The organism is uncultured Roseovarius sp., assembly GCF_963972555.1.
Classification (GTDB): Bacteria; Pseudomonadota; Alphaproteobacteria; order Rhodobacterales; family Rhodobacteraceae; genus Roseovarius; species Roseovarius mucosus.
Genome location: NZ_CAXAUM010000004.1, coordinates 203,618 through 228,066, shown reverse-complemented (window position 1 = coordinate 228,066; position 24,449 = coordinate 203,618). Strand labels below are relative to the sequence as shown.

The window sequence follows — 24,449 nt, the reverse complement described above, 5'->3', positions numbered from 1 at the left end:
CGCCATTTTCTTGCCACAAATCAAACCACCATTGCGGTGCGAATGTTTCCGGTGAATCGGGCAAGAATCCGAAAACTCGCGAAAAAGTGAAAAAAAACTGAAAATAATAAAATGCAAAACACGCATAACGTGCATTTGTTTAAGGCCCGAGAACAAAGCCGCACGGGCGCTATCACCGATAGTTTCCTGTGTCCAAAATAAGGCGGATCGAAAATTTCGGCAACAATGCACCACCCCAAGGCTTTCTGTTTCAGGACTGGAAACATCACTCTCCAAAGATAGCCACGAATCTCCGAATACCTGTGGATAACTACACCAGACAGCTTCGCAGAGGCCCGCATCACGCCTGCCGCCTTCGTGTTCGCATCAATGGGAATGGTGCCCCCACACGGACTCGAACCGCGGACCTACTGATTACAAATCAGTTGCTCTACCAGCTGAGCTATAGGGGCTTGCGCGCCTGATTATCCAAGCACTTCCGCCTCTGCAAGCGGAAATCGCGCGCTCAGGGCGTGATCACCTGCACACCCTGCATGCGTTGGATCGTATAAATGTCCTCATCATAGAGTTCGCTCAGCGTGGCCACCAACGCGTCCGTCCATCCGGGCGCGTCCAACTCTTCCTCAATGGCCGCCTCATCGGCAAACTTATCCAGAAACGCCGCCACCACACGGCGCTTCTGCACCTCAGTCAGACCGGGATGCGACGCGAGGTAGCCGCGAAACCGCTCGCGCCCTGCCGGGGTCATGATCTCTTCGATCAGGCTGAACTCGCCGTCGAACGTAACCGTTGGATCAATGCCCGCCAGTTCCCGCACCACTTGGCTCCAGATCAGCGGCGTATCCTCGTTGCACCAAATCGTGATCGGAATATCGGGATGATGACTGCGCACCCGCGTGATCAGCTCGGACCAGCGCAGATTCGTGGCCGCATGTCCCCGCAACAGCGCCTCAACCGTATCAAATTCCGTTTCCTTGAGCAGCGGTGGCAGGAACGTCGCCGGATTGACCACGCCGATGAACAGCTCCAGGTGATCATCCGGGAACAACTGCCGAAACAGGTTCAACCGATGTTCGGCCGCGCCATAGAATACGCCACCATTCACCGCCATCTTGGGCGTGCCGAAAAACCCCGGATTGGACAGGACCAGCCGGTCCACCGCGCCGTCGTTGCTGATCGCATCCACCAGAACATCGCGCGCATCAGGCGCCAGACCCGCGTCCTGCGCGTGGTGCAATACGTCGCGCACCAAACGGCGATAGCGCTGCGGATCGGGAACATTGGTTCCATGGCGCGCCAGCATCTCGCGATTGCTGGACAGGCAGTTGATCAGCCTGTCCTCGTCGGTGTGATGGGCGCCTGCGTGAATGACAACCTGCATCCGTTTTCCGGTCTCTTGGATCATTGCCCCTCACTATACGGTCTTTGCGCCTGAGTGAAACAGCAATTGCCATGCCATCTGGACAAGTGAACCGTTCAGTTTATTATCCCCAAGGGGCCGCATCAGGAGCACGCCATGCAACTCACCGTCAACGGCACCGATCATTCCCTGGAGGGCCTCGAACCCGAAATGCCACTCCTCTGGGCGCTGCGCGACATCCTAGGTCTCACCGGGGTGAAATATGGCTGCGGCATCGCGCAATGCGGGGCCTGCACCGTGCATATCGACGGGGTTGCCACGCGATCCTGTCAGGTCGCCGTGGGCGATGTCTGGGGGCCTGTCACCACAATCGAGGGGCTGGGCACGCCCGATGCCCCGCATCCGGTGCAATCCGCCTGGGTCGCGCATCAGGTGGCGCAATGCGGCTATTGCCAGTCCGGCCAGATCATGCAGGCCGCAAGCCTCTTGTCCGAGACCCCAAATCCCACCGACACCGAAATTGACGACGCAATGTCCGGCAATCTCTGTCGCTGCGGCACCTATCCGCGGATCCGCGAGGCCGTGAAAACCGCCGCCCGCAACCTCCGGGGCGCGTGATCCATGGGCCGCGTCAAAACCATCGCCCGCCGCACATTTCTCATTGGCTCGGTTGCCATCGTCGGTGGCGTGGCCTTCGGCGTCTGGCGCTACAAGACGCCCTATGCCAACCCGCTCCTTTCCGACCTGCCCGAGGGGGCGGCGGCCCTCACGCCCTATGTGCTGATCACATCTGACGCGATCACCCTCATCACCCCGCGCGCCGACAAGGGCCAGGGGGCGATTTCCGTTCAGGCGGCCCTCGTTGCCGAAGAGTTGGACGTCGATCTCGACCAGATCAAGACCGATCCCGGCCCCCCCAGCCCCGCCTATTACAACACCGCACTCTCTGGCGACGCCGTGCCCCTCCGCGCCACCGACGAAAGCTGGCTGGCCGACACCACGCGCAGCCTGGCCGATGCCCCGATGAAATTCCTGGGCATGCAGATCACCGGCGGCTCCACCACCGTACCCGATGGATTCGACAAACTGCGCCATGCCGGGGCCGTGGCCCGCGAAACGCTCAAGGCCACCGCCGCCCGGCTGCATAACCTCTCCGCAACGGATTTACGCACCGAACGCGGCGCGGTGATCCTGCCCGACGGCACGCGCCTCAGTTACCAGAGCCTCGCCGCCGAGGCAGCGACGACCGATCCCGTCACCGACGTGACCCTGCGCGCGCCCTCCGACTGGCGCCTCCTCGGCAAACCTATGCAGCGGATCGACATCGTCGCAAAATCCACCGGCACGCAAGACTACGGCATCGACGTGACGCGCCCCGACATGGCCCATGCCGCCCTCCGCCTCAACCCCGCCATCGGCGGCGCACGCCTCAGCCATGATCCCGCCCCCGCTCTCGCCATGCGCGGCGTGATCAAGGTGGTGGCCCTGCCCGACGGCGTCGCCGTGATCGCCGACAACACATGGCGCGCGATGCAGGCGGTCGCGGCCATTCCCGTCGAATGGGGCCCTGCCCAAATCCCGCTCGAGATGGACACCCATTGGCAAACCCTCTCCGACAGCTTCACCCCCGACCGCCAAGACAGCCAATTCCGCGACGAGGGCGATGTGGAAACCGCCCTCTACGACGGCACCGATCTGACGGTCGAATACCGCGCCCCCTACCTCGCCCACGCCCCGCTAGAACCGCTCAACGCAACCGTTCTCTACACACCCGACCGGGTCGACATCTGGACCGGTACCCAGGTGCCGCGCTTTGTACAAAACAACGTGGCAAAGCTTACAGACCTTACGCCCGACGCCATCCACATCCACGCCCTGATGATCGGCGGCAGCTTTGGCCACCGGCTCGAGGATGAGGTCACGCGCCACGCCACCCGCATCGCCATGGAACTGCCGGGCAGGCCCGTGAAACTGACCTATTCACGCGAAGAGGACATGACCCACGACTTTCCCCGCCAGATCGCCATGGCGCGCGGGCGGGGCCGGGTCGCCAATGGTCAGGTCGCGGCCTATGATCTGGGCATCGCCATCCCGTCGGTTCTTTCGTCACAGATGGGCCGCCAAGCCATCCCCGCGCCGGGACCCGACCTGCAAATCGTGGCCGGAGCATGGGATCAACCCTTTGATATTCCTCACTATCGCGTGACGGGCTACCGCGCGCCAGAGCTTGCGCCGATCTCCTCCTGGCGTTCGGTCGGGGCGTCGTCCAACGGGTTCTTCCACGACAGCCTGCTTGACGAACTGATCCACGCCGCCGGGGCCGATCCGCTGGCCGAGCGCCTGCGCCTGTGCAATCACACGCCCTCGCGAAAGGTGCTGGAGGCCGTGGGCGAGATGTCCAACTGGGGCAGCCCCCTCGCCCCGAACCAGGGGCGCGGCGTGGCCTTCTGCCTGTCGTTCGGCGTGCCCTGCGCGCAGGTGGTCGAGGTCACGAACACCGAAGACCGCCTGCGCCTTGACCACGTCTATGTCGCCGCCGATGTGGGCCGCATCCTGGATCCCGTCAACTTTGACGGGCTTGTCAAAGGCGGTGTGCTCTTTGGTCTGGGCCATGCGATGCACGCCCAGATCACCTATGCGGACGGTGCGGCGGAACAGACAAATTTCGATACATTTCAATCGCTTCGCCTCTATCAATGCCCCGAGATCACCGTGCGCGGGCTAGAGAACGGAACGCGGATCAAGGGCATCGGCGAGCCGCCTGTGCCCCCCGCAGCCCCCGCGCTGGCCAATGCGATCTTTGCCGCCACAGGCCGACGCCTGCGCGAAATGCCCTTCGACAAATTCGTCACATTCATCTGAGCGCCCCTTGCCCCTGCCCGCGCCCGGTGCTTGAACAGGCACCATGCCGATCCACGCGACCACCCTCCTGCTGCTGATACTCTCCGCCCTCTCCGGCTTTGCGGGCCAGGCCATCGGCCTGCCCTTGCCCTTCATGCTCGGTCCGCTGGCCATCTCGGCCGTCATCGCCACCGCCCTGCCCGAACGCCTGCCCGCAGGCTACCGTTTTCCGCAGAAACTGCGCCTCATGTTCATCGCCATCATCGGCCTCATGATCGGCGCGCAAGTGACACCAGCCCTCTTCACCGAGGCGCATCACTACGCGCTAACCTTCGGCGCGGTCACGCTTTTTGTCGGACTGGCACATGCCATGGGCTATGCCATCTTTCGCCATCTTGGTGGCTATGATCCGACAACCGCCTTCTACGCCAGCACCCCCGGCGGGCTCTATGAAAGCATCGAACTGGGCGAGGCCGCCGGCGCCGATGTGACCCGCCTGATGATGCAGCAATTCCTGCGCATCATCGTCGTGGTGACCGCCCTGCCCCTTGGTCTCTCGCTTTGGCTGGGCGCGCCCGTGGGCAGCTCAGCGGGCATGACCATGGCGCGCCCCGATGTGCCTTGGTCCGACCTGCCGCTGATCGTGCTGGCGGGGCTGGGGGGCCTCACTCTGGGCCGTGTGCTGCGCTTGCCAGCCGGGCAGATGACCGGGCCAATGGCCCTTGCGGCGGCGCTGTCGCTCACCGGATGGCTCAGCTTCGACATACCGCAATGGCTTGTAAACATGGCGCAAATCGTGCTCGGCACGGCGCTCGGGATGCGGTTTACCGGGCTCAGCCGTCGCCTCTTGCTGCGCGGGACAGTGCTCGCCATGGCGGCGGTGGGGGCGATGCTCGGTCTCGGCGTGGGGCTGGCCGTGACCCTGCACGAGATGACCGGCGAGGCGGTGGACGTGCTGCTGATCACCCTCGCCCCCGGCGGCGTTACCGAAATGGCCCTCGTCGCCCTGAGCCTTCATGCCAACCCGGCCTTCGTGACGATCCACCATATCTACCGCATCGTGCTCACCGTGCTGACGCTCGGGGTGATCACCCGCTGGCGACAACGCAAGGGCTAAGCCCGAACATGAGTATTTATGCCAAGAAGAAATCCAGACAGTCTTTGACAGGTCGGAGCGCAGAGAGTATTTGAACGTATGTTCATTTAAATAGGCGAGGGCACCATGCGCATAGAGGATACAGCCGCGATCATCACGGGCGGCGCGTCAGGGCTCGGCGAGGCGACCGCCCGCCATTTTCGCAGCCTTGGCGCAGAGGTGACACTGTTCGACCGCGATGCAGAGCGCGGGACGGCCATCGCCACCGAAATCGGCGCGCATTTCGTGGTCACCGATGTCACGGATGAGGCCTCCGTTGCAGCCGCGATCGCAGCCGCCACATCCGCCATGGGCCGGATCACGGCGGTGGTAAACTGTGCTGGCATCGCCACCGGCGCCAAGGTGCTGGGCCGTGATGGCCCCCACCCGCTCGACCTGTTTCGACGCACGCTCGACATCAACCTCGTGGGCTCGTTCAACGTGGCACGCCTTGCGGCGGCGGAAATGGCAAAGAACGCCCCCGACGCGGATGGCGCACGCGGTGTGATCATCAACACCGCCTCCATCGCCGCCTTTGACGGGCAAAAGGGTCAGGCCGCCTATGCCGCCTCCAAAGGGGGGATCGTCGGCCTGTCGCTGCCCATGGCCCGCGACCTGGCGCGCGAGGGGATTCGCGTCATGGCGATTGCCCCCGGCACCTTCGCCACGCCGATGCTGCGCGGCCTGCCGCAAGAGGTACAGGACAGTCTCGCCGCAGAGGTGACATTCCCAAAACGTCTCGGCGATCCGGTGGAATATGCCCGGCTTGCGGCCTTTATCATCGACTGTGGCTATCTCAACGGCGAAGTGATCCGCCTCGATGGCGCGCTACGGATGCAGTAATCAGCCCTCGGCACGCTCAGCCAGGGCCAGCCATTCCTCTTCCGCCTCGGCCAAGGCGCTTTGCCGCGTTGTCAGCGCCTCGGTCGCCTTCTTGAACTTGACCGGCTCACGGGTAAAGAGAGTGGCATCCGACAGTAGCTCTTCGAGCTTGGCAATTTCCGCGGCCAACCGCTCCATCTGCGCAGGCAGTTCTTCCAGCCGGTGCTTCTCGGTAAAACTGAGGCGCGTAGCGGCAGGCTTTGATTGCTTCACCTCCGGGGCTTTAGATACTGTTTTATCAACCTTTTTACCGGCATCAGCCGCCCCGTCCACGCCCCGCTGCGCGCGGTAATCTGACCACCCCCCGGCATAGGTCGTGGCCCGCCCATCCCCCTCCATCGCGATGGTGGTGGTCGCCACGCGATCCAGAAAATCACGGTCATGGCTGACCAATAGGACGGTGCCGTCAAAATCGTCCAGCAACTCTTGCAGCAGATCCAGTGTCTCGATGTCGAGATCGTTGGTCGGCTCGTCCAGCACCAGCAGATTGCTTTCGCGCGCCATGAGTTTCGCCAGCAGAAGACGCGCCTTCTCGCCCCCCGAGAGCGATTTGACCGGTGCGCGCGCCTGCCGCTCGTCAAAGAGGAAATCCTTGAGATAAGCCACCACATGCCGCGGCTGCCCGCGCACCAAAACCTGATCCGCCTGCCCGGATACCCGCATCTCGGCATCCCCCGTCAGGCTCTCCCACAGGGTCATCTCGGGGTCAAGTTGCGCGCGCGCCTGATCGAACACCGCCGGCATCAGATTGGTGCCATGGGTCACGGTGCCACTGTCAGGCGCGGTCTCTTGGAGCAGAATCTTGAGCAGCGTCGTCTTGCCCACGCCGTTGGGGCCGACAAAGGCCACGCGATCCCCGCGCAGGATCTTGATGCTGAACTTTTGCAGGATGAGCTTGTCGCCATAAGCCTTTGAAATATCGACCGCCTCGATCACCTTGCGGCCCGACGTCGGGCCAGAGTCGAACGCCATTGCCGCCGTACCCTGCCGGCGAATCTGGCTGCTGCGCTCGGCCCGCAATTCAGCCAACGCGCGCACCCGGCCCTGATTGCGCTTGCGCCGCGCGCTGATGCCTTCGACGGCCCATCGCGCCTCGGACTTGATCTTGCGGTCAAGCTTGTGGCGCTGCTGATCCTCATCATCCCAAACCTTGTCACGCCAAGCTTCGAAATGCTCGAAACCCTTTTCCTGCCGTCGCGTCATTCCCCTGTCGATCCAGAGGGTTGCGCGTGTCAGTTCACGCAAAAATGCGCGGTCATGGCTGATCAGGACAAAGCCTTTGCGCGTCTCGCGCAGCTCATTTTCCAGCCAGGCAATCGCCTCGATATCCAGATGGTTGGTCGGCTCGTCCAGCAGCATCAGATCCGGGGTCTCGGCCATCAGCTTGGCCAAGGCCGCCCGTCGCCGCTCACCGCCCGACGCCGTGCTGACCGGGCGCGCGGGATCGAATTTCAGCCCCTCACCCGCCATCTCGACACGGTAGGTCTCGGCGGGGTCCAACTGGCTTGCGGCATAGTCACCCAAGGTCGTGAACCCGACCATATCAGGCTCTTGCTCCATGTAGCCCACGTTCACGCCGGGCGTGACGATCCGCAATCCACGATCCGGCTCGACCAGGCCGGCCATCACCTTCATCAGCGTGGATTTGCCCGACCCGTTGCGCCCCACAAGCGCCACCCGATCTCCGGGCTGCACCACAAGCGAGAGATCATGAAACACAGGCTCACCTCCAAAGGTGAGCGAAATGTCGGTGAGCTGTAAAAGAGGTGCGCGTGCCATGGGCGCGGGCTATCCTGCCGCCCCGGCAGCGTCAAGGGACCTCAACCGGCAAGCGCGCGCAACAACCGTTTGCGGGTGGGGGGAATGGCCCCGATCTCGACACCGGTAAACACATGCAACGTGTTGAGATGCCGGTCGATCACCGCATGATCACTGACCCATCCCCCCATCAAAAGGTATGTACGCAGAAGTGGCGGCATATGCCGCATTGCCAGCTTCAGGTCGGGTTTGTGCCGCCGCAGCCGCTGCGCAAAGCGGAATACGGCCGGGGCCTTGACCCGCGGCCACCAACGACGCGGGGCCAGATGCCGCTCGCGCAGCATGGCAAAGGCATCAAGATAGGTCTCGGTCTCGGTGCCGTGAAAAGACGAGCAGCCAAACAGCATCTCGATTCCATTCTCATCGACAAACCGCGTCATCGCCGCCCAGGCCACCCGAAGAATATCGGGATCAAGCCGCCCCGGCGCGATGCAGAACCGGCCCATTTCGGCCATTTTGCCTTCGAATCCCGCAAGCGCCGATAAGTCATAGAATTGCGCCGAATAGCTCTGCGCAATCTCGGCCCCGCCATTCAGTACCAGCATCCGGAAACAACAGACCAGCGTGCCGCTGCCCGTCTCTTCGATCAGAACATGGGTGCAGATGTCATCGAACCTGTCACAATCCAGCTCTTGACCGCCCCCCAAAAAGGCGCGCGCGCGCAACTGCTGCGCGGCGCGGCGATCCTCGGGCGTGCTGCCGATCCGTGCCTGATACCGCTGATTGCCAAGCCCTGCCATGCCGCGACCCCGTCTGCGCTGAGCGACCCTAGTCCCGGTCGCTCTAGCACGCAAGGCGTGACAGCGGCGTGACCGCCGTCACTCAAAGGCGGAGGCGGGATTGATATTGCCGATATTGCTCAGGAGTTGGCGAATAAAGCCGTTGCTGACCACAGACGTATCAGTCACGCGCCGCGCAATCGGGACAACCTGACCATCCTCCAGCCCGAATTCCTCGATATTGGCAATGGTGTCATCGTCATTGAAGGAAATCGCGAGAACGCGGCGTTCAATCACCTGCGGGCGAAACATGCCATATTCCCGCACCCGGCTGCGCACATAGTAATAATCACCATCCGCCAACACCCCCGATAGCGACGGCGGCCCAACCACATCGTCGACCGTGGCGCGGGTATCCACCCCCACCACGAGGTTTTGCAAATCTTCCTCGGGCGGAGCATAGCCGTGATTGCGGTAAGTGGCAGAGCAGCCCGTAACGACAATCAGACAGCAAAGCGCCAAGGCGCTGATCACTCGGTTTCGGATCGCTGTCATCTCTGCCCTCTTGTATCGGCCGGTCGCGGCTTTTATCCCGCTTACAACAAGGTGATGCAATGGTTCAAGAAAGGAAGCGAGGGGAAAGATGTCACAACACCCGCAAAACACCCGAGCGATCCGCGTGGCCGACCTGTCGGCGCGGCGCCCCGTGAGCTTTGATCTCGCCCCAGACGCCGCCGAGATGGCGCGCATCACCGCTGACCTCGGGCTTCTTGGCCTGCGCAAGCTGCGCCTGCGCGGCAGCCTCACTGCCGAAGGGCGCGCAGACTGGCTCTTGCGCGCCGACCTTGGAGCCACGGTGATCCAACCCTGTGTCGTCACGCTCGATCCGGTGCAGACCCGCATTGACGAACCGGTGATCCGGCGCTTTTCGCCTGATGCGGCGCTTGAGACACCCGAACCCGGTGTCGAGATCGAAATCCCCGAGGATGACACGCTCGAACCGCTGGGCACGGAAATCGACCTATGGCGCGTCATGGTCGAGGCGCTCAGCCTGGCCCTGCCCCCATATCCGCGCAGTGACGGTGCCGAACTTGGCCAGTTGACCGTGGCCGAAGAGGGCGTAACCCCCATGCAGGACGAGGAAACCAAACCCTTTGCCGCCCTTTCCAGTCTGCGCGACAAGCTGGGCAAGCCCGACAAGGACTGATCGCCGCCCCCCAAGAATCGCTTGCCCCGGCATCAAATCTCTGTATTTTCCCGCTCTCACCGGAATTTGGGGTTGAACCGGCGGCTCGTAACATATTAAGAGCCGCGAACACCCGTGAAACAGGGCCAGATAGGCCCACAGGAATTGAGGTTGCGACATGGCCGTCCAACAGAACAAAGTATCGAAATCGCGCCGCAACAATCGCCGCGCCCATGACGCGCTGGTTGCAGGCAATCCGAACGAGTGCACCAACTGCGGCGAACTGAAGCGCCCGCACCATGTGTGCCCGGCATGCGGACACTATGCCGACCGTGAGGTCGTGGCATTGGTGGAAGAAATCGACCTGGAAGACGACGCGGCCTGAACCCGCAATAGGCGATTTGCTGCATGACCGCTCGCAGGGACCATTCCAAGGCGGGTGCAGGACGCACCATCATCTCGGTTGACGCCATGGGCGGGGATCAGGGGCCGGCAACGGTTGTTGCCGGCATTGCCCATTCTGCGTCCAAGAACCCGGATATCGGCTTTATCCTGCATGGCCCCCAAGACGAGTTGGAGCGCCTGATCGCCAAACGCCGTGGCCTCGCTGATCGCTGCGAGATTCGCCACGCGCCCGAAGTCGTCACCATGAACGACAAGCCATCGCATGTGGTGCGCCACGGCCGCGAAACCTCGATGTGGTCCGCGCTCGAATCGGTGCGCATGGGCGAAGCCACCGTTTGCGTTTCCTGTGGCAATACCGGCGCGCTCATGCTGATGTCGGTGCTGCGCCTGCGCAAACTGCCGGGCATTTACCGCCCCGCCATCGCGGTGATGTGGCCCTCGCAAAACCCGCAAAAACATAACATCATGCTCGACGGAGGCGCAGATATCCGCGCCGATGCCAAGGACCTTATGCAATACGCCTTGATGGGCGCCTCTTACGCGCGCAACGGCTTTGGCCTCGCACGCCCGCGCATCGGCCTGCTTAATGTCGGCACCGAAGAGCACAAGGGCCGCGCCGAGTTGAAAGAGGCCTATGACCTTATTGCCGCCAATGCGCGTATTGCCGATTTCGAATTCGTAGGCTTTGTCGAAGGTCGCGACCTGCCCGGCACCAAATGCGATGTGATCGTCACCGACGGTTTTACCGGCAATGTGGCGCTCAAGACCGGCGAAGGTATTGCCAAGCTCATTGCGGACCTGCTGCGCGAGGCCTTTGCCTATTCGCTGCTGTCACGGCTGGCTTCGGTTCTGGCCTATACCTCGCTCGCGCGCCTGAAAAAGCGGATCGACCCGCGCCGCGCCAACGGCGGGGTGTTCCTCGGGCTGAACGGCACCGTGGTCAAATCCCATGGCGCGGCCGACGCGATGGGCGTTTCCTCGGCCATCAAACTGGCATTCGAACTGGCGCAATCGGGATTTTCCGAACGGCTGGCGGCACGGGTTGCCTCCGCCGCGCTGCTGGATCAGGATGCCCCTCCAGAGCCCCAACCAGAGGCCGAATCTGAATGACACTGCGCGCCGTCGTCCAAGGCATCGGACATTATCTGCCTGACCGTATCGTTCCCAACGCGGAATTCGAGAAAACGCTCGATACATCGGATGAATGGATTCGCACGCGCTCCGGTATCGAACGCCGCCATTTCGCCGCCGAGAATCAACCTACCTCGGACCTCGCCGTGCGCGCCGCCCGTGCAGCGCTCGAAAATGCAGGCCTCGGGCCTGATGACATCGACGGCATCGTCGTGGCCACCTCTACCCCGGACCTGACGTTTCCCTCGGTCGCGACCATGGTGCAAAGCGAACTGGGCATGACACGCGGCTTCGGCTTTGACGTGCAGGCCGTCTGCGCGGGCTTCATCTATGCGCTCACCACCGCCAATGCGCTCCTTCTCTCGGGTCAGGCGCGCCGCGTGCTGGTGATCGGTGCCGAAACCTTCAGCCGCATCATGGACTGGACAGATCGTTCGACCTGCGTGCTCTTTGGCGACGGCGCCGGCGCGCTTGTGCTCGGTCTGGAAGAGGGCTCCGGTACGGCGCAGGATCGCGGCATCCTCTCTGCTGACCTCAATTCCGACGGGCGTTACCGCGACATGCTCTATGTTGATGGCGGTGTCTCGACCACCGGCGAGGCCGGAAAACTGCGCATGCAGGGCAATCCCCTGTTTCGCCAAGCAGTCGAAAAACTCGCATCCACCGCCGAAGCCGCGTTGGAAAAAATCGGACTCAGCGGTGCCGATGTCGACTGGATCGTGCCGCATCAGGCCAATATCCGGATCATCCAAGGCACCGCCAAGAAACTGGGCCTCTCGATGGACCGCGTGATCGTCACGGTGCAGGATCATGGCAACACCTCCGCCGCCTCCATCCCGCTTGCCCTCTCGGTGGGCGTAGCCTCCGGCAAGATCAAGCGCGGCGATCTGCTCCTTGCCGAGGCAATCGGCGGGGGTCTCGCCTGGGGTGCAGTAGCCCTTCGGTGGTAAAACGTCAGAAAATGCGCGAAAACTCGCAGGTGAACGGCTGCCGCTAAGTGGTTGAGATTGACTCGGAAAATTCTTCGCCGCAAAGTGTGTGAAAAAAATCGCGGGGATGTGATGACTGACAAGACATTGACACGAATGGATTTGAGCGAGGCCATCTTTCGCGAGGTGGGTTTATCTCGCAATGATGCGGCCCAGCTGGTCGAAAGTGTTCTGGGCCATATGTCCGACGCCCTCGTGCGCGGCGAGCAGGTCAAGATTTCGTCCTTCGGCACTTTCTCGGTGCGTGACAAGACGGCGCGCGTGGGCCGCAATCCCAAGACTGGCGAAGAAGTGCCGATCAACCCGCGCCGGGTTCTGACCTTCCGACCCTCCCATCTCATGAAAGACCGCGTCGCCGACGGCACCAAAAGCTGAGGATATAGCCGCCCATGGGCAAAGCCGCCGACGCCTTTCGAACCATCAGCGAGGTCGCGGATTGGCTGGATGTTCCGGCGCATGTGCTGCGGTTCTGGGAGAGTAAATTCACTCAGGTCAAACCGGTCAAACGTGCAGGCGGGCGACGCTATTACCGCCCCGCCGACATGGCGCTTCTTGGGGGCATCAAGGTGCTGCTGCACGATCAGGGCATGACCATCAAGGGCGCACAAAAATACCTGCGCGAGAATGGTATCCAGCAGGTCGCCGATATGTCGCCGCCCTTGGACGAAGAATCCCAAGGCGCCGAGAGCGGCATCGCACTCGATGTAGCCCCCAGCCCCGCAAAACCGGCCGAAGTCGTGGCCTTTACGCGCCCCGCCGAGCCTCACGACACGGACGCGGACACGCCTCCTGAAAAGATCAACGCAGAGCCTCAAGGCAGCCTGTGGTCGCAGGACAGCACTAAGCCGGAAGCGACCGCACCGCTTCCCGAGCCGATGTCGGAAACAGCTCCAATAGATACGCCGGCCGATCCTGAAATCGAGCAAGACACGACGGGGCAAACCCCTGCTCCAGAACCCGAACCCGTGTTGGAACCAGAGCCCGCAACAGAGGCGACCGAATCCGCGCCCCCCACAGAGACCGCCTCGACCAAAGCAGACCCAAGCCCTGACGACACCGCGGCAGCCCCGTCCCCACCGCGTGACCTGCCCGCCGATCCGACGGACCATATCGACGCGGCACCGGGCCTGCTCACTGCCATCGGCGCCCTGCCCCGGCCCATATCACCGGAATGTGCTGCACGCCTTGCACCACTTGTCGCCAACCTCCGCGCTCATATCGCCGCTCACACAAAAGACCGCTAAATCCCTGCCCGATTTCGGGATTTCCCTCTTGCCCCGGCGGTCAAAATCGCTATGAACACCCCATCGTCGGGCTATAGCGCAGCCTGGTAGCGCGTCCGTCTGGGGGACGGAAGGTCGCAGGTTCAAGTCCTGCTAGCCCGACCATAATTACCGACGATCCCGCCCGCCTCGGCCCCTCGGGCACCCTGACCAGATAGCGGGGCGCAACGAGAGGGGGCAGAGATGACCGGGGTTCTTTCCAGCCAGCAAATTCGGGCGATGATCGACGCGGGCACGCTTTCTGCGGCCCCCGCGATCCTGCCTGAACAGGTTCAACCCGCCAGCCTCGATTTGCGCTTGGGTCAGGTTGCCTACCGCGTGCGCGCCTCTTTTCTCACTGGCGCGGGCAACACCGTCACAGACCGCCTTGCGGAATTCGAGATGCACCGCATCGACCTCAGCGCTGGGGCTGTTCTGGAAAAGGGCTGCGTCTATGTCGTGCCCTTGATGGAAACGCTCGCCCTGCCAATGGGCGTGCAGGCGGTGGCCAATGCCAAATCCTCGACCGGGCGGCTAGACCTGCTGACCCGCCTCATCACAGACGGCGGGGTCGAGTTCGACCGCGTGAGCCCCGGATATACCGGCCCCCTCTATGCCGAGATTTGCCCGCGCTCATTCTCCGTTCTGGTGCGTCCCGGCATGCGCCTCAACCAAATCCGCTTTCGCGCGGGTCAGGCCGTGCTTTCGGATGACGCCCTGCGCGCGCTCCATGTGCAAACACCGCTGGTGGATGGGGAAGCGATGATCGACGACGGGCTTGGCTTTTCCGTCGATCTGCGCCCCGCCTCTGGCACGCTGGTCGGCTACCGCGCCAAACCCCATACCGGCGTCATCGACCTTGACCGCATCGGTCATTACGATCCCGCCGCCTATTGGGAAGAGGTGCATTCCGAGGCCGGCCAGATCATCCTCGATCCCGGTGCGTTCTACATCCTCGTCAGCCGCGAATCCGTGCATATCCCCCCCGAATGCGCCGCTGAAATGGCCCCCTATGTGGCCATGGTGGGCGAATTCCGGGTGCATTACGCGGGGTTTTTCGATCCGGGCTTTGGCCATGCGGCGGCCGGCGGCACCGGCTCACGCGGCGTGCTGGAAGTGCGCTGTCACGAGGCACCTTTCGTCTTGGAACACGGCCAGATCGTCGGGCGCTTGGTCTATGAACACATGGACCAAGTGCCCGATCACCTTTATGGTGCAGGCATCGCATCAAACTATCAGGGTCAGGGCCTGAAGCTCTCCAAGCATTTCAAGGCTTAAAAACGCCCCATCTTGCGGCCAATCTTCATCACCTGCCGTCCGCGTTGCATGGTCTTGCGCGCGGCCGCATCGTCGCCGCCGCTCATGCGCTTGCTCACCGCATCCATGCCGCTGCGCGTCACCCGTTGCAGGATCATACGCACCACCATGTTGATCAACTGATTGGCGTTCATAGCGCCTCTCCTCTTGCTGCCTCTTGCTCCCACATAACCCTGAAACATGCCGATTTCAGGGCGCTCTTAGTATTTTCTCTGATTCTCGCTTCTTTATGGTCAAAATACTCCTGCCAGAGGCTCCGACAGCACCGCAAATCAGCCCTCAATCCTCGAACAACTCGTTTTGGCCCGGCGCGCTCTCGTCCTCATTGTCCTCTCCCCCCATCTGCGGCATCGTGCCCGGTGGTGGGCGGTTGTCCAAAAGACCCGCGGCGCGCAACTCCTTCAAGCCCGGCAAGTCGCGCGCGCTCTCCAGCCCGAAATGATCCAGAAACTCTTGCGTCACCACGAATGTCACCGGCCGCCCCGGCGTCATCTTGCGCCGCCCAAAGCGGATCCATTCCATCTCCAGCAACTGATCCACGGTGCCCCGGCTGACCGCGACACCGCGAATTTCCTCGATCTCTGCGCGCGTCACCGGCTGGTGATAGGCAATGATTGCCAGCGTCTCGATCGCGGCCCGGCTCAGCTTGCGTGTCTCCACCGTCTCGCGGCTCATCAGATACCCAAGGTCGGGCGCGGTGCGAATGGCCCAGGCATCGCCCACCTTGACCACGCGTACTCCGCGCCCTTCGTAGCGCTTGCGCAGATGCACGAGGGCCTCGGCCGGATCGCTGCCGTGCGGCATGCGCTCGGCCATATCGCGCGTCGTCAGAGGCTCGGCGCTTGCAAAGAGCATCGCCTCGATCATCCGCTCCTGCTCGCCAATGGGTGGCGCTTGAAACAGGCTTTGTTCTTTTTCTTCTGATGCTTCCGCCATGATCTTAATCCCTGCGCCGCAACTCGATCGGCGCGAAAACCTCTGCCTGCCGCAACTCTGCCCGCCCTTCCTTGACCAGCTCCAACGCCGCCGCAAAGGTCGAGGCCGTGGCCGAGCGCCGCCGCGCCGGATCGGCGGTGAACCCTTCCGGCAGATAGCTCAGAATATCGGTCCAGGTGCCCGCATAGCCGATCAACCCGCGCATCCGCTCCAACGCCTGTTCCATCGTGAACAGCGCATCGCGATCCATCACAAAGGGGCGGAATTCGTCGCGCGTCCTGATCCGGGCATAACCCTGCATGAGATCGAGCAGCGTTGCCGTATAGGTCACACGCCGCAGGCGCGCCACATCCTCGGGCACACCGCGCGCAAAGAAATCGCGCCCCAGCCGGTCCCGCCCCATCAGCCGCGCCGCACAGTCGCGCATCGCCTGCAACCGCTCCAACTGAAACGCCAGATGCGCCGCAAGCTCCTCGCCCGATGGTCCCTCTTCGCTCGGATCAGGGGGCAACAACAGGCGGGATTTGAGAAAGGCGAGCCAGGCCGCCATCACCAGATAATCCGCCGCCAGTTCCAGCCGCAGCGCCTTGGCGCGTTCCACAAAGGCAAGATATTGCCGCGCCAGTTCCAGAACTGAAATCTTGCGCAGGTCCACTTTCTGCGTCCGGCTCAACGTCAAGAGAAGATCGAGCGGCCCCTCGAACCCGTCCACATCGACAATCAGCGCCTCAGCGGCCAACCGCTCGGCAACATTGACCGGCGCCTCATCCCTGTCGAAATCGTCTTCAACCATGCGCACACCCGCCCATCAGCGCATCAAGCTGTGCCGAGAGGGCGGAAATGTCAATCTCTTGGGGGGTCTTGCGCCATGTCAGCGCCCGCTCTGCCCGGCGTTGCGCAGGCTCGTTCATCTCGCCTGCGGCATCGGCCACGGCCATCCGCTCTGCCAAGGTGCCGTTGCAATGCAGGATCACATCGCACCCGGCCTCCAAGGCCGCCCGCGACAGATCCGGCAAAGTGCCCTGCAGCGCCTTCATCGAAATATCATCGGTCATGATCAACCCGTCAAAGCCGATTTCGTCCCGGATCACCTGCATCATCGGTGCGGATAGCGTCGCGGGGGCGGCATCAATGGCGCTATAGACCAGATGCGCCGTCATCCCCAAAGGCAGATCGTTCAACGCTGCAAAAGGCGCGAAATCAGTGGTTTGCAAGTCACTCTTCTGCGCCGTCACCACCGGCAGATCATGGTGGCTATCCGCCTCGGCGCGGCCATGTCCGGGGATATGCTTGACCACGGGCAATACGCCCCCGTCCAGCAAACCATTCGCCACCGCACGCCCCAAGGTCGCGACCGTATGAGCCTCTGTCCCATAGCAGCGATTGCGCAGGAACGGATGCGTCACAGCCCCCGCCACATCCACCAGCGGCGCGCAATTGCTGTCGATGCCAAGCGCGTGCAACTCTGCCGCAATCAGACGATAGCGTAGATACATGGCCTCAGCCGCGCGGTCGCCTGCCGTCTCTGCTTGATCCAGCGGCGCGGGCCACTCTCGCCAGAGCGGAGCACGAAGCCGTTGCACGCGCCCCCCCTCCTGATCAATCGTGATCATCGCCTCGTGCCCTGCAGCCTCGCGCATCTCTGCCGCCAGCGCGCGCACTTGATCGGGGCTGTCGATATTGCGCGCAAAGAGAATGAATCCAAACGGACGCGTATTGCGAAACAGCGCCTTTTCCTCTGCCGTTAGCCGCAGACCCTCTGCATCGAGGATCGTCGCTCCGAACCGCGTCACCGCGTGACCACCGGGATACATTCGGCCCGTTCCGCGACCAGCGCCGAACAGAACCGCCGCGCATCCCCCAGATCGGCAAAACCCATCGCTCTCAGCCGGTAAAACGTGCGCCCGCCACTTTCGGCACGCTGGATAACCCGTTGTTTACCATCAAGAAAGTCCCCAAACTTGCCCGCCAAACGGTCCCACTCCGCGCGCGCCACCTCAGCCGAGTCAAACGCCCCCAGTTGCGCCAACCGCGTGCCAAGGGGGATCGCGTCGGCATCCACCTCGTCCGAGGGTGCCGATCGCGCCGCCGCCACCGCAAGCGCCACCGCCTCGGGCACAGACGTCAGCGCCGCCGGGCGCGCCCGCGGACGCACCGTCTGCACACCCGCGACTTGCTCAGCTTCCGGCACTTCAACGCCATCCGCCCCCGTCACCTCTTCTTCCAGCGGGGCGATTGGCACGGGCCCCGCTGCGATCTGATCGGCAAGGGCCAGTATGGATGCATTCTGTACCTCTTCGGGTGCGGCTTGTGGTGCAGGTTCCGCCACCTCTGCACGCGGGGCCGCTTCTGCGGCCTCGGCCACCTGCGTCAACGGGGCCACATCCTCAAGCGATAACTCTAATGGCGGCGGGGCGAGAACAACCCGATCCGCGGGGGCCGCCGCCGTGCCTTCTGCCGCCACGGCATTGACCGCCAGCCCCTGATTGGCCGCCGCATCGCCGCCGGGGTCGGCGGGCGCCTCGCGCATCGGCCCTTCCGTTGCGCGCACCACCGGCACACCCGAGACATCGCGCATCACCATCTTGGTGCCCCACACCCCAACGCCCGCAATCAGCGCAAGCGACAGCGCCGCGCCGGTAAGATTGGTCAGCTTGACAAAGAACTTTGCCCGCTCAGGCCCCTGCTCGGGCCGCGCATAGTGCATATCTGCCATGTCCGCCTCTTGCTCTCCGGCGATACATGGTCGCCGGGGATGGTTTCTTCTGCCTCATCCCCGGCTTGGTGCGTTATCGCATCTCTTCCGCCGGAGTGACGCCAAGAATACCAAGACCTGCGGAAATGACAACGGTTACAGCACGCGCCAGGGCGATTTTCGCCTGTGATGTGGCCACATCGCCCTCTTGGATGAATCGCAACGACGCATCGTCATTGCCCCGGTTCCACAACGCATGCAGATCAGACGCCAGATCATAGAGGTAGAACGCCACGCGGTGCGGCTCATTGGTGCGCCCGGCGATCTCGACCAGACGCGGCCATTCGGCAATCTTGCGTGCCACGGCCAATTCCGCCTCGTGGGTCAACCCGGATAGATCGGCACCCGCCAGCGTGGCATCATCCACCGCAATTCCGGCCTCAGCCGCCTTGCGCAGCACCGAGTTCACCCGCGCATTGGCATATTGCACATAGAACACCGGGTTATCCTTGGACTGCTCCAACACCTTGTCGAAATCGAAATCCAAGGGCGCATCGTTCTTGCGCGTCAGCATCACGAAACGTGTCACATCCGCGCCCACCTGATCCACGACATCGCGCAGCGTCACAAAGGTGCCCGCGCGCTTCGACATCTTGAAGGGTTCGCCGTTCTTATAGAGCTTGACCAGTTGGCACAGCTTGATATCGACCGGCACCCGGCCATTCGACAGCGCGGATACGGCCGCCTTCATCCGCTTGACATAGCCGCCGTGATCCGCGCCAAAGACGTCGATCAAGAGGTCAAACCCCCGGCTGATCTTGTCGTAATGATAGGCAATATCCGGCGCGAAATAGGTCCAGCCGCCATCCGACTTCATGATCGGCCGGTCCACATCGTCACCATGTTCGGTGGATTTGAACAGCGTCTGCTCACGCGGCTCCCAATCCTCGGGCATCTTGCCCTTGGGCGGCTCCAGCACCCCGCGATAGATCAAGCCCTTGCCGCGCAGATCCTCGATTGCGGCCTCGATCAACCCCGTCCCATAGAGGGATTTTTCCGAATAGAACACATCCATCTCGACGCCGAGCGCCTTGAGGTCGTCGCGGATCAGCGCCATCATCCGATCCGTGGCAAAGTTGCGGATCGGTTCCAGCCAGACTGCCTCGGGCTGATCCACATAGGCATCGCCTACTTGCGCCTTGAGCGCCACACCCACCTCGATCAGGTAATCACCGGGATAGGTGCCATCGGCAAAGGCCACCGCCTGTCCATGTGCCTCAAGATACCGCAGATAGACCGACCGGGCGAGCACATCGACCTGCGCACCACCATCGTTGATGTAATATTCGCGCGTGACCTCATAGCCCACGTAATCCAGGAGCTGTGCCAGAGCATCACCAAAAACCGCGCCCCGTGTATGACCCACATGCAACGGCCCGGTGGGGTTGGCGCTGACATATTCGACATTCACCCGCTTGCCCGAACCAAGGGTTGAGCGGCCATACTCCGTGCCTTCGGTCAACGCCGCACGCGCCACCCGCTGCCAGACCGCCGGGGCCAGCCGCAGGTTGAGAAACCCCGGCCCCGCCACCTCGGCGCTCTGCACGCGGGCATCCTCGGCCAGCCGCGCCGCCAATCCTTCAGCAATCTCGCGCGGCTTGAGACCGGCAGGCTTGGCCAGCACCATCGCCGCATTGGTTGCCATGTCGCCATGCGCCGCATCGCGCGGCGGCTCGACCGTCACACTGGCCAGATCCAGCCCCTCGGGCAACTGGTCCGCCGCCTGCATCGCGGCCAGCGTTTCCAGCACGAGGTCGCGCATATCGGTAAAAAGGTTCATGAAAGCTTTCCTTGCTGCATGAGCGTGGGGTTATCCAACGGCGCGCGGCGCGTCAATCACAAGCGGCGCAAACCGTCACGCTCGACGATCGCAACCCGCCGTCTTGGGCCGCGCCAAAGCCCAGAAACACCGCAGGTTCCAACAGCACCGACAGCGCCGCCGCCTTGCCCCCGCCCGCAGCCCGCATCAGGCGTAGCGTATGCACTTGGACAGCCCCGCCCATATCCTCTGCCAGATAACTGCCCAGATGATCCAGACCCAGCCGACAGGCCCGCTCCGCCGCCCCTGCCCCCGCGCAAGGCACCGCATTGACGATCAAGACCCGGCCCCGCGCCGCCGCCAATCCCGGTCTCAACGCCCGCGTCAGCGCCGAAACAGCCATGGTCACGGCCCCCAGCCGCCCCGCCATGCGCAGGGGTTGCAGATGGATCAGCGCGTCAACCGGCGTATCACCCCAGAGATCCCCCAGCCGCGCACAAACCGACGGGCGCATCACATCGAGCGCCAGTGTTTCGATCCGTCCCGGCACCAGCCGCGCCAGCGCCTGACAACGCCGATCCTCCCGGTCGATCACAATCACCTGCGCCCCGCCCCGCGCTAGGCCCTGCGTCAGCACAACACCCGGCGCACAGCCCGCCGCAGCGATCAGCACCGTCTTGCCCGCAAGTTGAGACATGGAACCCGACATCACCGATACGCCCCAGATACCGCCTGTTGGTTAGCATCGGGTCGCGCCGCATACAACGCAGGCCGCGCGCCGCCCCGTATAAACTTTTAAGATAGAAGGGGTTAGACACCGTTAACGGCGAAATCCCGCGCACCCTTGCCCGTCAGGCGTGCATATTCCTGCAAGGCAAAACGGTCCGTCATCCCCGCGATGTAATCGCTCACCAGCCGCGCCAGCGCCGTCTCATCCGCCGCCTGCGCCACGTCGCGCCGCCATTCCTCGGGCAGATGCTCTGGCGCGTTCAGGTAATGGGGGAAAAGCGCGCTCACCACGCCATGCACCCGCGTCCGCATCTCGTTGACCGCTGGCGCGCGGTACATGCGCGCAAAGAGAAAAGCGCGGATTTGCTTCAAATCTGCCCAGAGCGCGTCCGAGAACCGGATCACCGGACGCCCGAGATGCCGCACCTCCGCAACCGACATGGGCTCTGCCGCACCGATCAACTGGCGCGAGCAGGCGATCACATCCCCCACCATCACCCCGAACACCCGGCGCAGCGCCTCATGCCGGCGGCGTTTGCGGTCAAGTCCGGGATAGAGCCGGTCCACCTCTGCATAGCAATCGCCCACAATCGGCAAGCCTGCAATTTCGTCATCGTCAAACAGCCGCGCACGCAACCCGTCATGCAGATCGTGGTTATTATAGGCGATGTCATCCGACAGGGCGGCCACCTGTGCCTCCGCACTGGCATGGGTCAGCAATTCCAGATCATGCCGCGCGTTGTAATCCGCGAGCGCATAGGGCAGCGGCCCCGTCACAGGGCCATTATGCTTGGCCAGCCCTTCCAGCGTCTCCCATGTCAGGTTGAGCCCGTCGAACTCAGCATAATGCCGCTCCAGCGCGGTCACGATCCGCACCGCCTGCGCGTTGTGATCGAACCCGCCATAGGGTGTCATCAGCGCATCGAGCGTATCTTCGCCTGCATGGGCAAAAGGCGGATGCCCCAGATCATGCGCCAGCGCCACCGCCTCGGTCAGCTCGCCATTCAACCCGAGCGCGCCCGCAATCGTGCGCGCCACCTGCGCCACCTCGATCGAATGCGTCAGCCGCGTGCGAAAATAATCCCCCTCATGCGCCACGAAAACTTGGGTCTTGTGCTTGAGCCTGCGAAAGGCGCTGGAATGGATGATCCGATCCCGGTCCCGCTGAAAGGGCGAGCGAAAAATACTTTCCTCCTCCACAACAAGCCGCCCGCGCACCCGCGCGGGATCAGAGGCATAGGGGGCCGTCATCGCTGCTAATCCTTGTCGCCAGAGGTCAGGCCCCATATATTGCACCTGACAGCAAACGTGAACCAGTCAGGAGCATTCCGATGCAATTGCCGCCCAAGGTGACCCCCCGCGCCTTTGCCCGCCTCGCCGAAATCGGCGCGGGCGATCAGGGACAGGCCCTGCGCGTCGCCGTCGAAGGCGGCGGCTGCTCTGGATTTCAATATGAAATCAAACTCGACCAGCCTGCGCAAGACGACCTGATTCTCGAAGGCGAAGGGCAAAAGGTCGTGGTCGATGCGGTCTCCCTGCCCTTCCTCGCGGGGGCCACGATAGATTTCTCCGAGGAGCTGATCGGCGCGCGCTTCATCATCGACAATCCCAACGCGTCTTCGTCCTGCGGCTGCGGCACCTCGTTTTCGATGTGATCGCTTGTCACCCCCGCGCCCCTGCGCGATAGAGGGGCATAGGGACAATCGGGGGCCGCACCATGAAAATTGCCACGTTCAATATCAACGGTATCAAGGCCCGGATCGAGGCCCTGCCCGCTTGGCTGGATGAGGCCGCCCCCGACGTGGCGCTCTTGCAAGAGATAAAATCCGTCGACGAAGGTTTCCCGCGCGAGATTTTCGAAGAGCGTGGCTATAACGTCGAAACTCACGGGCAAAAGGGCTTCAACGGCGTGGCGATCCTCTCGAAACGCCCACTCGAGGATGTGACACGCGGCCTGCCCGGTGATGACAGCGATGAACAGACCCGCTGGATCGAGGCCACCGTGATGGGCGAACACCGCGCGCTGCGGCTCTGTGGTCTCTACCTGCCCAATGGCAACCCGGCACCGGGGCCAAAATACGACTACAAACTCGCCTGGATGGAGCGGCTTCATGCCCGCGCCCGCGCCCTTCTTGCCACCGAGGAACCGGTGCTGCTGGGCGGCGATTACAACATCATCCCTCAGGACGAGGACGCCGCCCGCCCGGAAGCCTGGCGCGAGGATGCGCTCGCCCGTCCCGAGAGCCGCGCCGCCTTTCGCCGCATCCTCAATCTCGGCTTCACCGAGGCGTTCCGCGCGCGGGTGCAAGGGCCGGGGCATTACACCTTCTGGGATTATCAGGCGGGCGCGTGGAACAAGAATGACGGTATCCGCATCGACCATTTTCTCCTTAGCCCACAGGCGGCAGACCTGATGACAGATTGCGGTATCGACAAGGATATTCGCGGCCGCGACAAACCCTCGGATCACGTCCCCCTCTGGGTTGAAATCGACGCCTGAGCGCACCATAAATCCGATCACCTCTGTGACCAGATCACAGACCGCATCCCCACAGCATGGGACAATGGGCGCATCAACCGGGCCAACGCGCCCCTCAAGCCATAGGTGATCCCATGCTCAAGAAAAATGTCGGCTCCATCGACCGCGCCCTGCGCATCCTGCTCGGCCTTGCCCTGCTCGCAGGCTTCGTGCTCAACCGCGAGGGTGCCTATAGCTGGCTCTATCTGATCGGAATCGTTCCGCTTGTGACCGGCCTCATGTCCTCTTGCCCGCTCTATTCGATCCTCGGCCTCTCGACCTGCCCGCTCAAGAAATAACGGCAAGGTTTCGCCCACCGCGCACGCCCGGCCTTGGCATCGGGCGTGAGACCGCCCATGTCTGTCCTTCACATGAAAGGACAGGCCATGAAACACACGATGATCCTGTTGATCCTGGGAATGACCTTGGGCGGTGCCCCAGCCTATGCCGGTCACGGCCATTGCCCGCCGGGGCTGGCCAAGAAGCACAACGGCTGTCAGCCCCCCGGCCATGCGAAAAAGCAAGGCTACTATCGTATCGGCGACCGTATCGACGACGATTACATCATCTTGCGCAATCCCGATCGTTACGGTCTGGACCGGAACGAGACCTACTACCGCGTCGGTGACCAGATTTACCGCGTCAACCGCGAAACCCGCGAGGTTCTCGACCTGATCGGGGCCGCGGCAGCCGTGTTGAACTAAGCT

27 protein-coding genes and 2 tRNA genes are annotated in these 24,449 nt (G+C 62.9%); 16 read left to right on the top strand and 13 right to left on the bottom strand.

Annotated elements, in window-relative coordinates:
- Positions 1–376: 376 nt before the first annotated feature.
- Positions 377–452: transfer RNA gene (locus AACZ65_RS05955), tRNA-Thr, on the bottom strand.
- 53 nt (positions 453–505) lie between these two features.
- Positions 506–1,405 (bottom strand): hypothetical protein, encoded by a 900-nt coding sequence (locus AACZ65_RS05950; protein ID WP_339668875.1) that lies wholly within the window; start codon positions 1,403–1,405, stop codon positions 506–508.
- A gap of 111 nt (positions 1,406–1,516) precedes the next feature.
- Between AACZ65_RS05950 and AACZ65_RS05945 the strand changes: the two genes are divergently transcribed.
- From AACZ65_RS05945 to AACZ65_RS05930, 4 genes are all read left to right on the top strand, one after another.
- On the top strand, positions 1,517–1,978 hold the full coding sequence (locus tag AACZ65_RS05945; protein WP_339668873.1) for a (2Fe-2S)-binding protein: 462 nt from the start codon (positions 1,517–1,519) through the stop codon (positions 1,976–1,978).
- Positions 1,979–1,981: 3 nt separating this feature from the next.
- Positions 1,982–4,222, top strand: a complete 2,241-nt coding sequence (locus tag AACZ65_RS05940; RefSeq protein ID WP_339668872.1) for a molybdopterin cofactor-binding domain-containing protein — start codon at positions 1,982–1,984, stop codon at positions 4,220–4,222.
- A gap of 43 nt (positions 4,223–4,265) precedes the next feature.
- Positions 4,266–5,318 carry an AbrB family transcriptional regulator gene (locus tag AACZ65_RS05935; protein ID WP_339668870.1) on the top strand — a complete coding sequence of 351 codons (1,053 nt, stop codon included), beginning with the start codon at positions 4,266–4,268 and terminating at the stop codon, positions 5,316–5,318.
- Between the two features lie 105 nt (positions 5,319–5,423).
- Entirely contained in the window at positions 5,424–6,179 is a 756-nt protein-coding gene (locus AACZ65_RS05930; protein ID WP_339668868.1) for an SDR family NAD(P)-dependent oxidoreductase, read from the top strand.
- Here AACZ65_RS05930 and AACZ65_RS05925 read toward each other — a convergent pair whose 3' ends face one another.
- The 3 genes from AACZ65_RS05925 to bamE all read right to left on the bottom strand — a co-directional run bounded on the left by AACZ65_RS05925 (position 6,180) and on the right by bamE (position 9,310).
- Positions 6,180–7,997 (bottom strand): ATP-binding cassette domain-containing protein, encoded by a 1,818-nt coding sequence (locus AACZ65_RS05925; protein WP_339668866.1) that lies wholly within the window; start codon positions 7,995–7,997, stop codon positions 6,180–6,182.
- 41 nt (positions 7,998–8,038) lie between these two features.
- The gene (locus AACZ65_RS05920; RefSeq protein WP_339668864.1) at positions 8,039–8,776 is read right to left on the bottom strand and encodes a GNAT family N-acyltransferase; all 738 of its coding nucleotides are present in this window, start codon (positions 8,774–8,776) and stop codon (positions 8,039–8,041) included.
- Positions 8,777–8,854: 78 nt separating this feature from the next.
- Positions 8,855–9,310 (bottom strand): outer membrane protein assembly factor BamE, encoded by a 456-nt coding sequence (gene bamE, locus AACZ65_RS05915; RefSeq protein WP_037271508.1) that lies wholly within the window; start codon positions 9,308–9,310, stop codon positions 8,855–8,857.
- Positions 9,311–9,398: 88 nt separating this feature from the next.
- Here bamE and AACZ65_RS05910 point away from each other — a divergent pair, with 88 nt between their 5' ends.
- The 8 genes from AACZ65_RS05910 to AACZ65_RS05875 all read left to right on the top strand — a co-directional run bounded on the left by AACZ65_RS05910 (position 9,399) and on the right by AACZ65_RS05875 (position 15,006).
- Entirely contained in the window at positions 9,399–9,962 is a 564-nt protein-coding gene (locus AACZ65_RS05910) for a DUF177 domain-containing protein (RefSeq protein WP_339668861.1), read from the top strand.
- A gap of 157 nt (positions 9,963–10,119) precedes the next feature.
- Positions 10,120–10,326, top strand: a complete 207-nt coding sequence (gene rpmF, locus AACZ65_RS05905) for a 50S ribosomal protein L32 (RefSeq protein ID WP_037271506.1) — start codon at positions 10,120–10,122, stop codon at positions 10,324–10,326.
- 23 nt (positions 10,327–10,349) lie between these two features.
- Positions 10,350–11,456, top strand: a complete 1,107-nt coding sequence (plsX, locus tag AACZ65_RS05900) for a phosphate acyltransferase PlsX (RefSeq protein ID WP_339668858.1) — start codon at positions 10,350–10,352, stop codon at positions 11,454–11,456.
- Positions 11,453–12,427: a beta-ketoacyl-ACP synthase III gene (locus tag AACZ65_RS05895; RefSeq protein WP_339668856.1), complete on the top strand. Its 975-nt coding sequence runs from the start codon at positions 11,453–11,455 to the stop codon at positions 12,425–12,427. Before plsX ends, AACZ65_RS05895 begins: the two co-directional genes overlap by 4 nt.
- A 111-nt stretch (positions 12,428–12,538) precedes the next feature.
- On the top strand, positions 12,539–12,841 hold the full coding sequence (gene ihfA, locus AACZ65_RS05890) for an integration host factor subunit alpha (RefSeq protein ID WP_008281053.1): 303 nt from the start codon (positions 12,539–12,541) through the stop codon (positions 12,839–12,841).
- A gap of 14 nt (positions 12,842–12,855) precedes the next feature.
- On the top strand, positions 12,856–13,710 hold the full coding sequence (locus tag AACZ65_RS05885) for a MerR family transcriptional regulator (RefSeq protein ID WP_339668851.1): 855 nt from the start codon (positions 12,856–12,858) through the stop codon (positions 13,708–13,710).
- Between the two features lie 67 nt (positions 13,711–13,777).
- Positions 13,778–13,854 (top strand) — tRNA-Pro (locus tag AACZ65_RS05880).
- Between the two features lie 78 nt (positions 13,855–13,932).
- Positions 13,933–15,006 carry a 2'-deoxycytidine 5'-triphosphate deaminase gene (locus AACZ65_RS05875; RefSeq protein WP_339668849.1) on the top strand — a complete coding sequence of 358 codons (1,074 nt, stop codon included), beginning with the start codon at positions 13,933–13,935 and terminating at the stop codon, positions 15,004–15,006.
- On the opposite strand, the gene AACZ65_RS05870 is transcribed toward AACZ65_RS05875, so the two are convergent.
- The 8 genes from AACZ65_RS05870 to AACZ65_RS05835 form a co-directional block, all read right to left on the bottom strand.
- Positions 15,003–15,179 carry a hypothetical protein gene (locus AACZ65_RS05870; RefSeq protein ID WP_339668847.1) on the bottom strand — a complete coding sequence of 59 codons (177 nt, stop codon included), beginning with the start codon at positions 15,177–15,179 and terminating at the stop codon, positions 15,003–15,005. The two genes, AACZ65_RS05875 and AACZ65_RS05870, sit on opposite strands and share 4 nt — an antisense overlap.
- A gap of 145 nt (positions 15,180–15,324) precedes the next feature.
- A complete protein-coding gene (gene scpB / locus AACZ65_RS05865) occupies positions 15,325–15,981 on the bottom strand; it encodes an SMC-Scp complex subunit ScpB (RefSeq protein ID WP_339668845.1) in 657 nt (218 codons plus the stop codon).
- Positions 15,982–15,985: 4 nt separating this feature from the next.
- Positions 15,986–16,774 carry a ScpA family protein gene (locus tag AACZ65_RS05860; protein ID WP_339668843.1) on the bottom strand — a complete coding sequence of 263 codons (789 nt, stop codon included), beginning with the start codon at positions 16,772–16,774 and terminating at the stop codon, positions 15,986–15,988.
- Complete coding sequence (nagZ, locus tag AACZ65_RS05855) at positions 16,767–17,795, bottom strand: beta-N-acetylhexosaminidase (protein ID WP_339668841.1); 1,029 nt, start codon at positions 17,793–17,795, stop codon at positions 16,767–16,769. The genes AACZ65_RS05860 and nagZ overlap by 8 nt, the downstream gene beginning before the upstream one ends.
- Positions 17,771–18,697, bottom strand: coding sequence for an SPOR domain-containing protein (locus AACZ65_RS05850; RefSeq protein ID WP_339668839.1), 927 nt, complete (start codon positions 18,695–18,697; stop codon positions 17,771–17,773). Before AACZ65_RS05850 ends, nagZ begins: the two co-directional genes overlap by 25 nt.
- A gap of 73 nt (positions 18,698–18,770) precedes the next feature.
- On the bottom strand, positions 18,771–20,516 hold the full coding sequence (argS, locus tag AACZ65_RS05845) for an arginine--tRNA ligase (RefSeq protein WP_339668837.1): 1,746 nt from the start codon (positions 20,514–20,516) through the stop codon (positions 18,771–18,773).
- A 52-nt stretch (positions 20,517–20,568) separates the two neighbouring features.
- On the bottom strand, positions 20,569–21,192 hold the full coding sequence (locus tag AACZ65_RS05840; RefSeq protein WP_339668835.1) for a hypothetical protein: 624 nt from the start codon (positions 21,190–21,192) through the stop codon (positions 20,569–20,571).
- Between the two features lie 113 nt (positions 21,193–21,305).
- Entirely contained in the window at positions 21,306–22,475 is a 1,170-nt protein-coding gene (locus AACZ65_RS05835; protein ID WP_339668833.1) for a deoxyguanosinetriphosphate triphosphohydrolase, read from the bottom strand.
- Between the two features lie 80 nt (positions 22,476–22,555).
- Here AACZ65_RS05835 and AACZ65_RS05830 point away from each other — a divergent pair, with 80 nt between their 5' ends.
- From AACZ65_RS05830 to AACZ65_RS05815, 4 genes are all read left to right on the top strand, one after another.
- Complete coding sequence (locus AACZ65_RS05830; protein ID WP_037271472.1) at positions 22,556–22,879, top strand: iron-sulfur cluster assembly accessory protein; 324 nt, start codon at positions 22,556–22,558, stop codon at positions 22,877–22,879.
- A 62-nt stretch (positions 22,880–22,941) separates the two neighbouring features.
- Positions 22,942–23,724 (top strand): exodeoxyribonuclease III, encoded by a 783-nt coding sequence (xth, locus tag AACZ65_RS05825; RefSeq protein WP_339668830.1) that lies wholly within the window; start codon positions 22,942–22,944, stop codon positions 23,722–23,724.
- A 113-nt stretch (positions 23,725–23,837) separates the two neighbouring features.
- Positions 23,838–24,041 (top strand): DUF2892 domain-containing protein, encoded by a 204-nt coding sequence (locus tag AACZ65_RS05820; protein WP_037271467.1) that lies wholly within the window; start codon positions 23,838–23,840, stop codon positions 24,039–24,041.
- A gap of 87 nt (positions 24,042–24,128) precedes the next feature.
- Entirely contained in the window at positions 24,129–24,446 is a 318-nt protein-coding gene (locus AACZ65_RS05815) for an excinuclease ABC subunit A (protein WP_339668827.1), read from the top strand.
- The last annotated feature ends 3 nt before the right edge of the window (positions 24,447–24,449 follow it).

Coding starts and splice junctions, on each gene's coding strand:
- AACZ65_RS05950 (WP_339668875.1), bottom strand. CDS start 1,405: ATGATCCAAGAGACCGGAAAACGGATGCAGGTTGTCATTCACGCAGGC.
- AACZ65_RS05945 (WP_339668873.1), top strand. CDS start 1,517: ATGCAACTCACCGTCAACGGCACCGATCATTCCCTGGAGGGCCTCGAA.
- AACZ65_RS05940 (WP_339668872.1), top strand. CDS start 1,982: ATGGGCCGCGTCAAAACCATCGCCCGCCGCACATTTCTCATTGGCTCG.
- AACZ65_RS05935 (WP_339668870.1), top strand. CDS start 4,266: ATGCCGATCCACGCGACCACCCTCCTGCTGCTGATACTCTCCGCCCTC.
- AACZ65_RS05930 (WP_339668868.1), top strand. CDS start 5,424: ATGCGCATAGAGGATACAGCCGCGATCATCACGGGCGGCGCGTCAGGG.
- AACZ65_RS05925 (WP_339668866.1), bottom strand. CDS start 7,997: ATGGCACGCGCACCTCTTTTACAGCTCACCGACATTTCGCTCACCTTT.
- AACZ65_RS05920 (WP_339668864.1), bottom strand. CDS start 8,776: ATGGCAGGGCTTGGCAATCAGCGGTATCAGGCACGGATCGGCAGCACG.
- bamE (WP_037271508.1), bottom strand. CDS start 9,310: ATGACAGCGATCCGAAACCGAGTGATCAGCGCCTTGGCGCTTTGCTGT.
- AACZ65_RS05910 (WP_339668861.1), top strand. CDS start 9,399: ATGTCACAACACCCGCAAAACACCCGAGCGATCCGCGTGGCCGACCTG.
- rpmF (WP_037271506.1), top strand. CDS start 10,120: ATGGCCGTCCAACAGAACAAAGTATCGAAATCGCGCCGCAACAATCGC.
- plsX (WP_339668858.1), top strand. CDS start 10,350: ATGACCGCTCGCAGGGACCATTCCAAGGCGGGTGCAGGACGCACCATC.
- AACZ65_RS05895 (WP_339668856.1), top strand. CDS start 11,453: ATGACACTGCGCGCCGTCGTCCAAGGCATCGGACATTATCTGCCTGAC.
- ihfA (WP_008281053.1), top strand. CDS start 12,539: ATGACTGACAAGACATTGACACGAATGGATTTGAGCGAGGCCATCTTT.
- AACZ65_RS05885 (WP_339668851.1), top strand. CDS start 12,856: ATGGGCAAAGCCGCCGACGCCTTTCGAACCATCAGCGAGGTCGCGGAT.
- AACZ65_RS05875 (WP_339668849.1), top strand. CDS start 13,933: ATGACCGGGGTTCTTTCCAGCCAGCAAATTCGGGCGATGATCGACGCG.
- AACZ65_RS05870 (WP_339668847.1), bottom strand. CDS start 15,179: ATGAACGCCAATCAGTTGATCAACATGGTGGTGCGTATGATCCTGCAA.
- scpB (WP_339668845.1), bottom strand. CDS start 15,981: ATGGCGGAAGCATCAGAAGAAAAAGAACAAAGCCTGTTTCAAGCGCCA.
- AACZ65_RS05860 (WP_339668843.1), bottom strand. CDS start 16,774: ATGGTTGAAGACGATTTCGACAGGGATGAGGCGCCGGTCAATGTTGCC.
- nagZ (WP_339668841.1), bottom strand. CDS start 17,795: ATGTATCCCGGTGGTCACGCGGTGACGCGGTTCGGAGCGACGATCCTC.
- AACZ65_RS05850 (WP_339668839.1), bottom strand. CDS start 18,697: ATGGCAGATATGCACTATGCGCGGCCCGAGCAGGGGCCTGAGCGGGCA.
- argS (WP_339668837.1), bottom strand. CDS start 20,516: ATGAACCTTTTTACCGATATGCGCGACCTCGTGCTGGAAACGCTGGCC.
- AACZ65_RS05840 (WP_339668835.1), bottom strand. CDS start 21,192: ATGTCTCAACTTGCGGGCAAGACGGTGCTGATCGCTGCGGCGGGCTGT.
- AACZ65_RS05835 (WP_339668833.1), bottom strand. CDS start 22,475: ATGACGGCCCCCTATGCCTCTGATCCCGCGCGGGTGCGCGGGCGGCTT.
- AACZ65_RS05830 (WP_037271472.1), top strand. CDS start 22,556: ATGCAATTGCCGCCCAAGGTGACCCCCCGCGCCTTTGCCCGCCTCGCC.
- xth (WP_339668830.1), top strand. CDS start 22,942: ATGAAAATTGCCACGTTCAATATCAACGGTATCAAGGCCCGGATCGAG.
- AACZ65_RS05820 (WP_037271467.1), top strand. CDS start 23,838: ATGCTCAAGAAAAATGTCGGCTCCATCGACCGCGCCCTGCGCATCCTG.
- AACZ65_RS05815 (WP_339668827.1), top strand. CDS start 24,129: ATGAAACACACGATGATCCTGTTGATCCTGGGAATGACCTTGGGCGGT.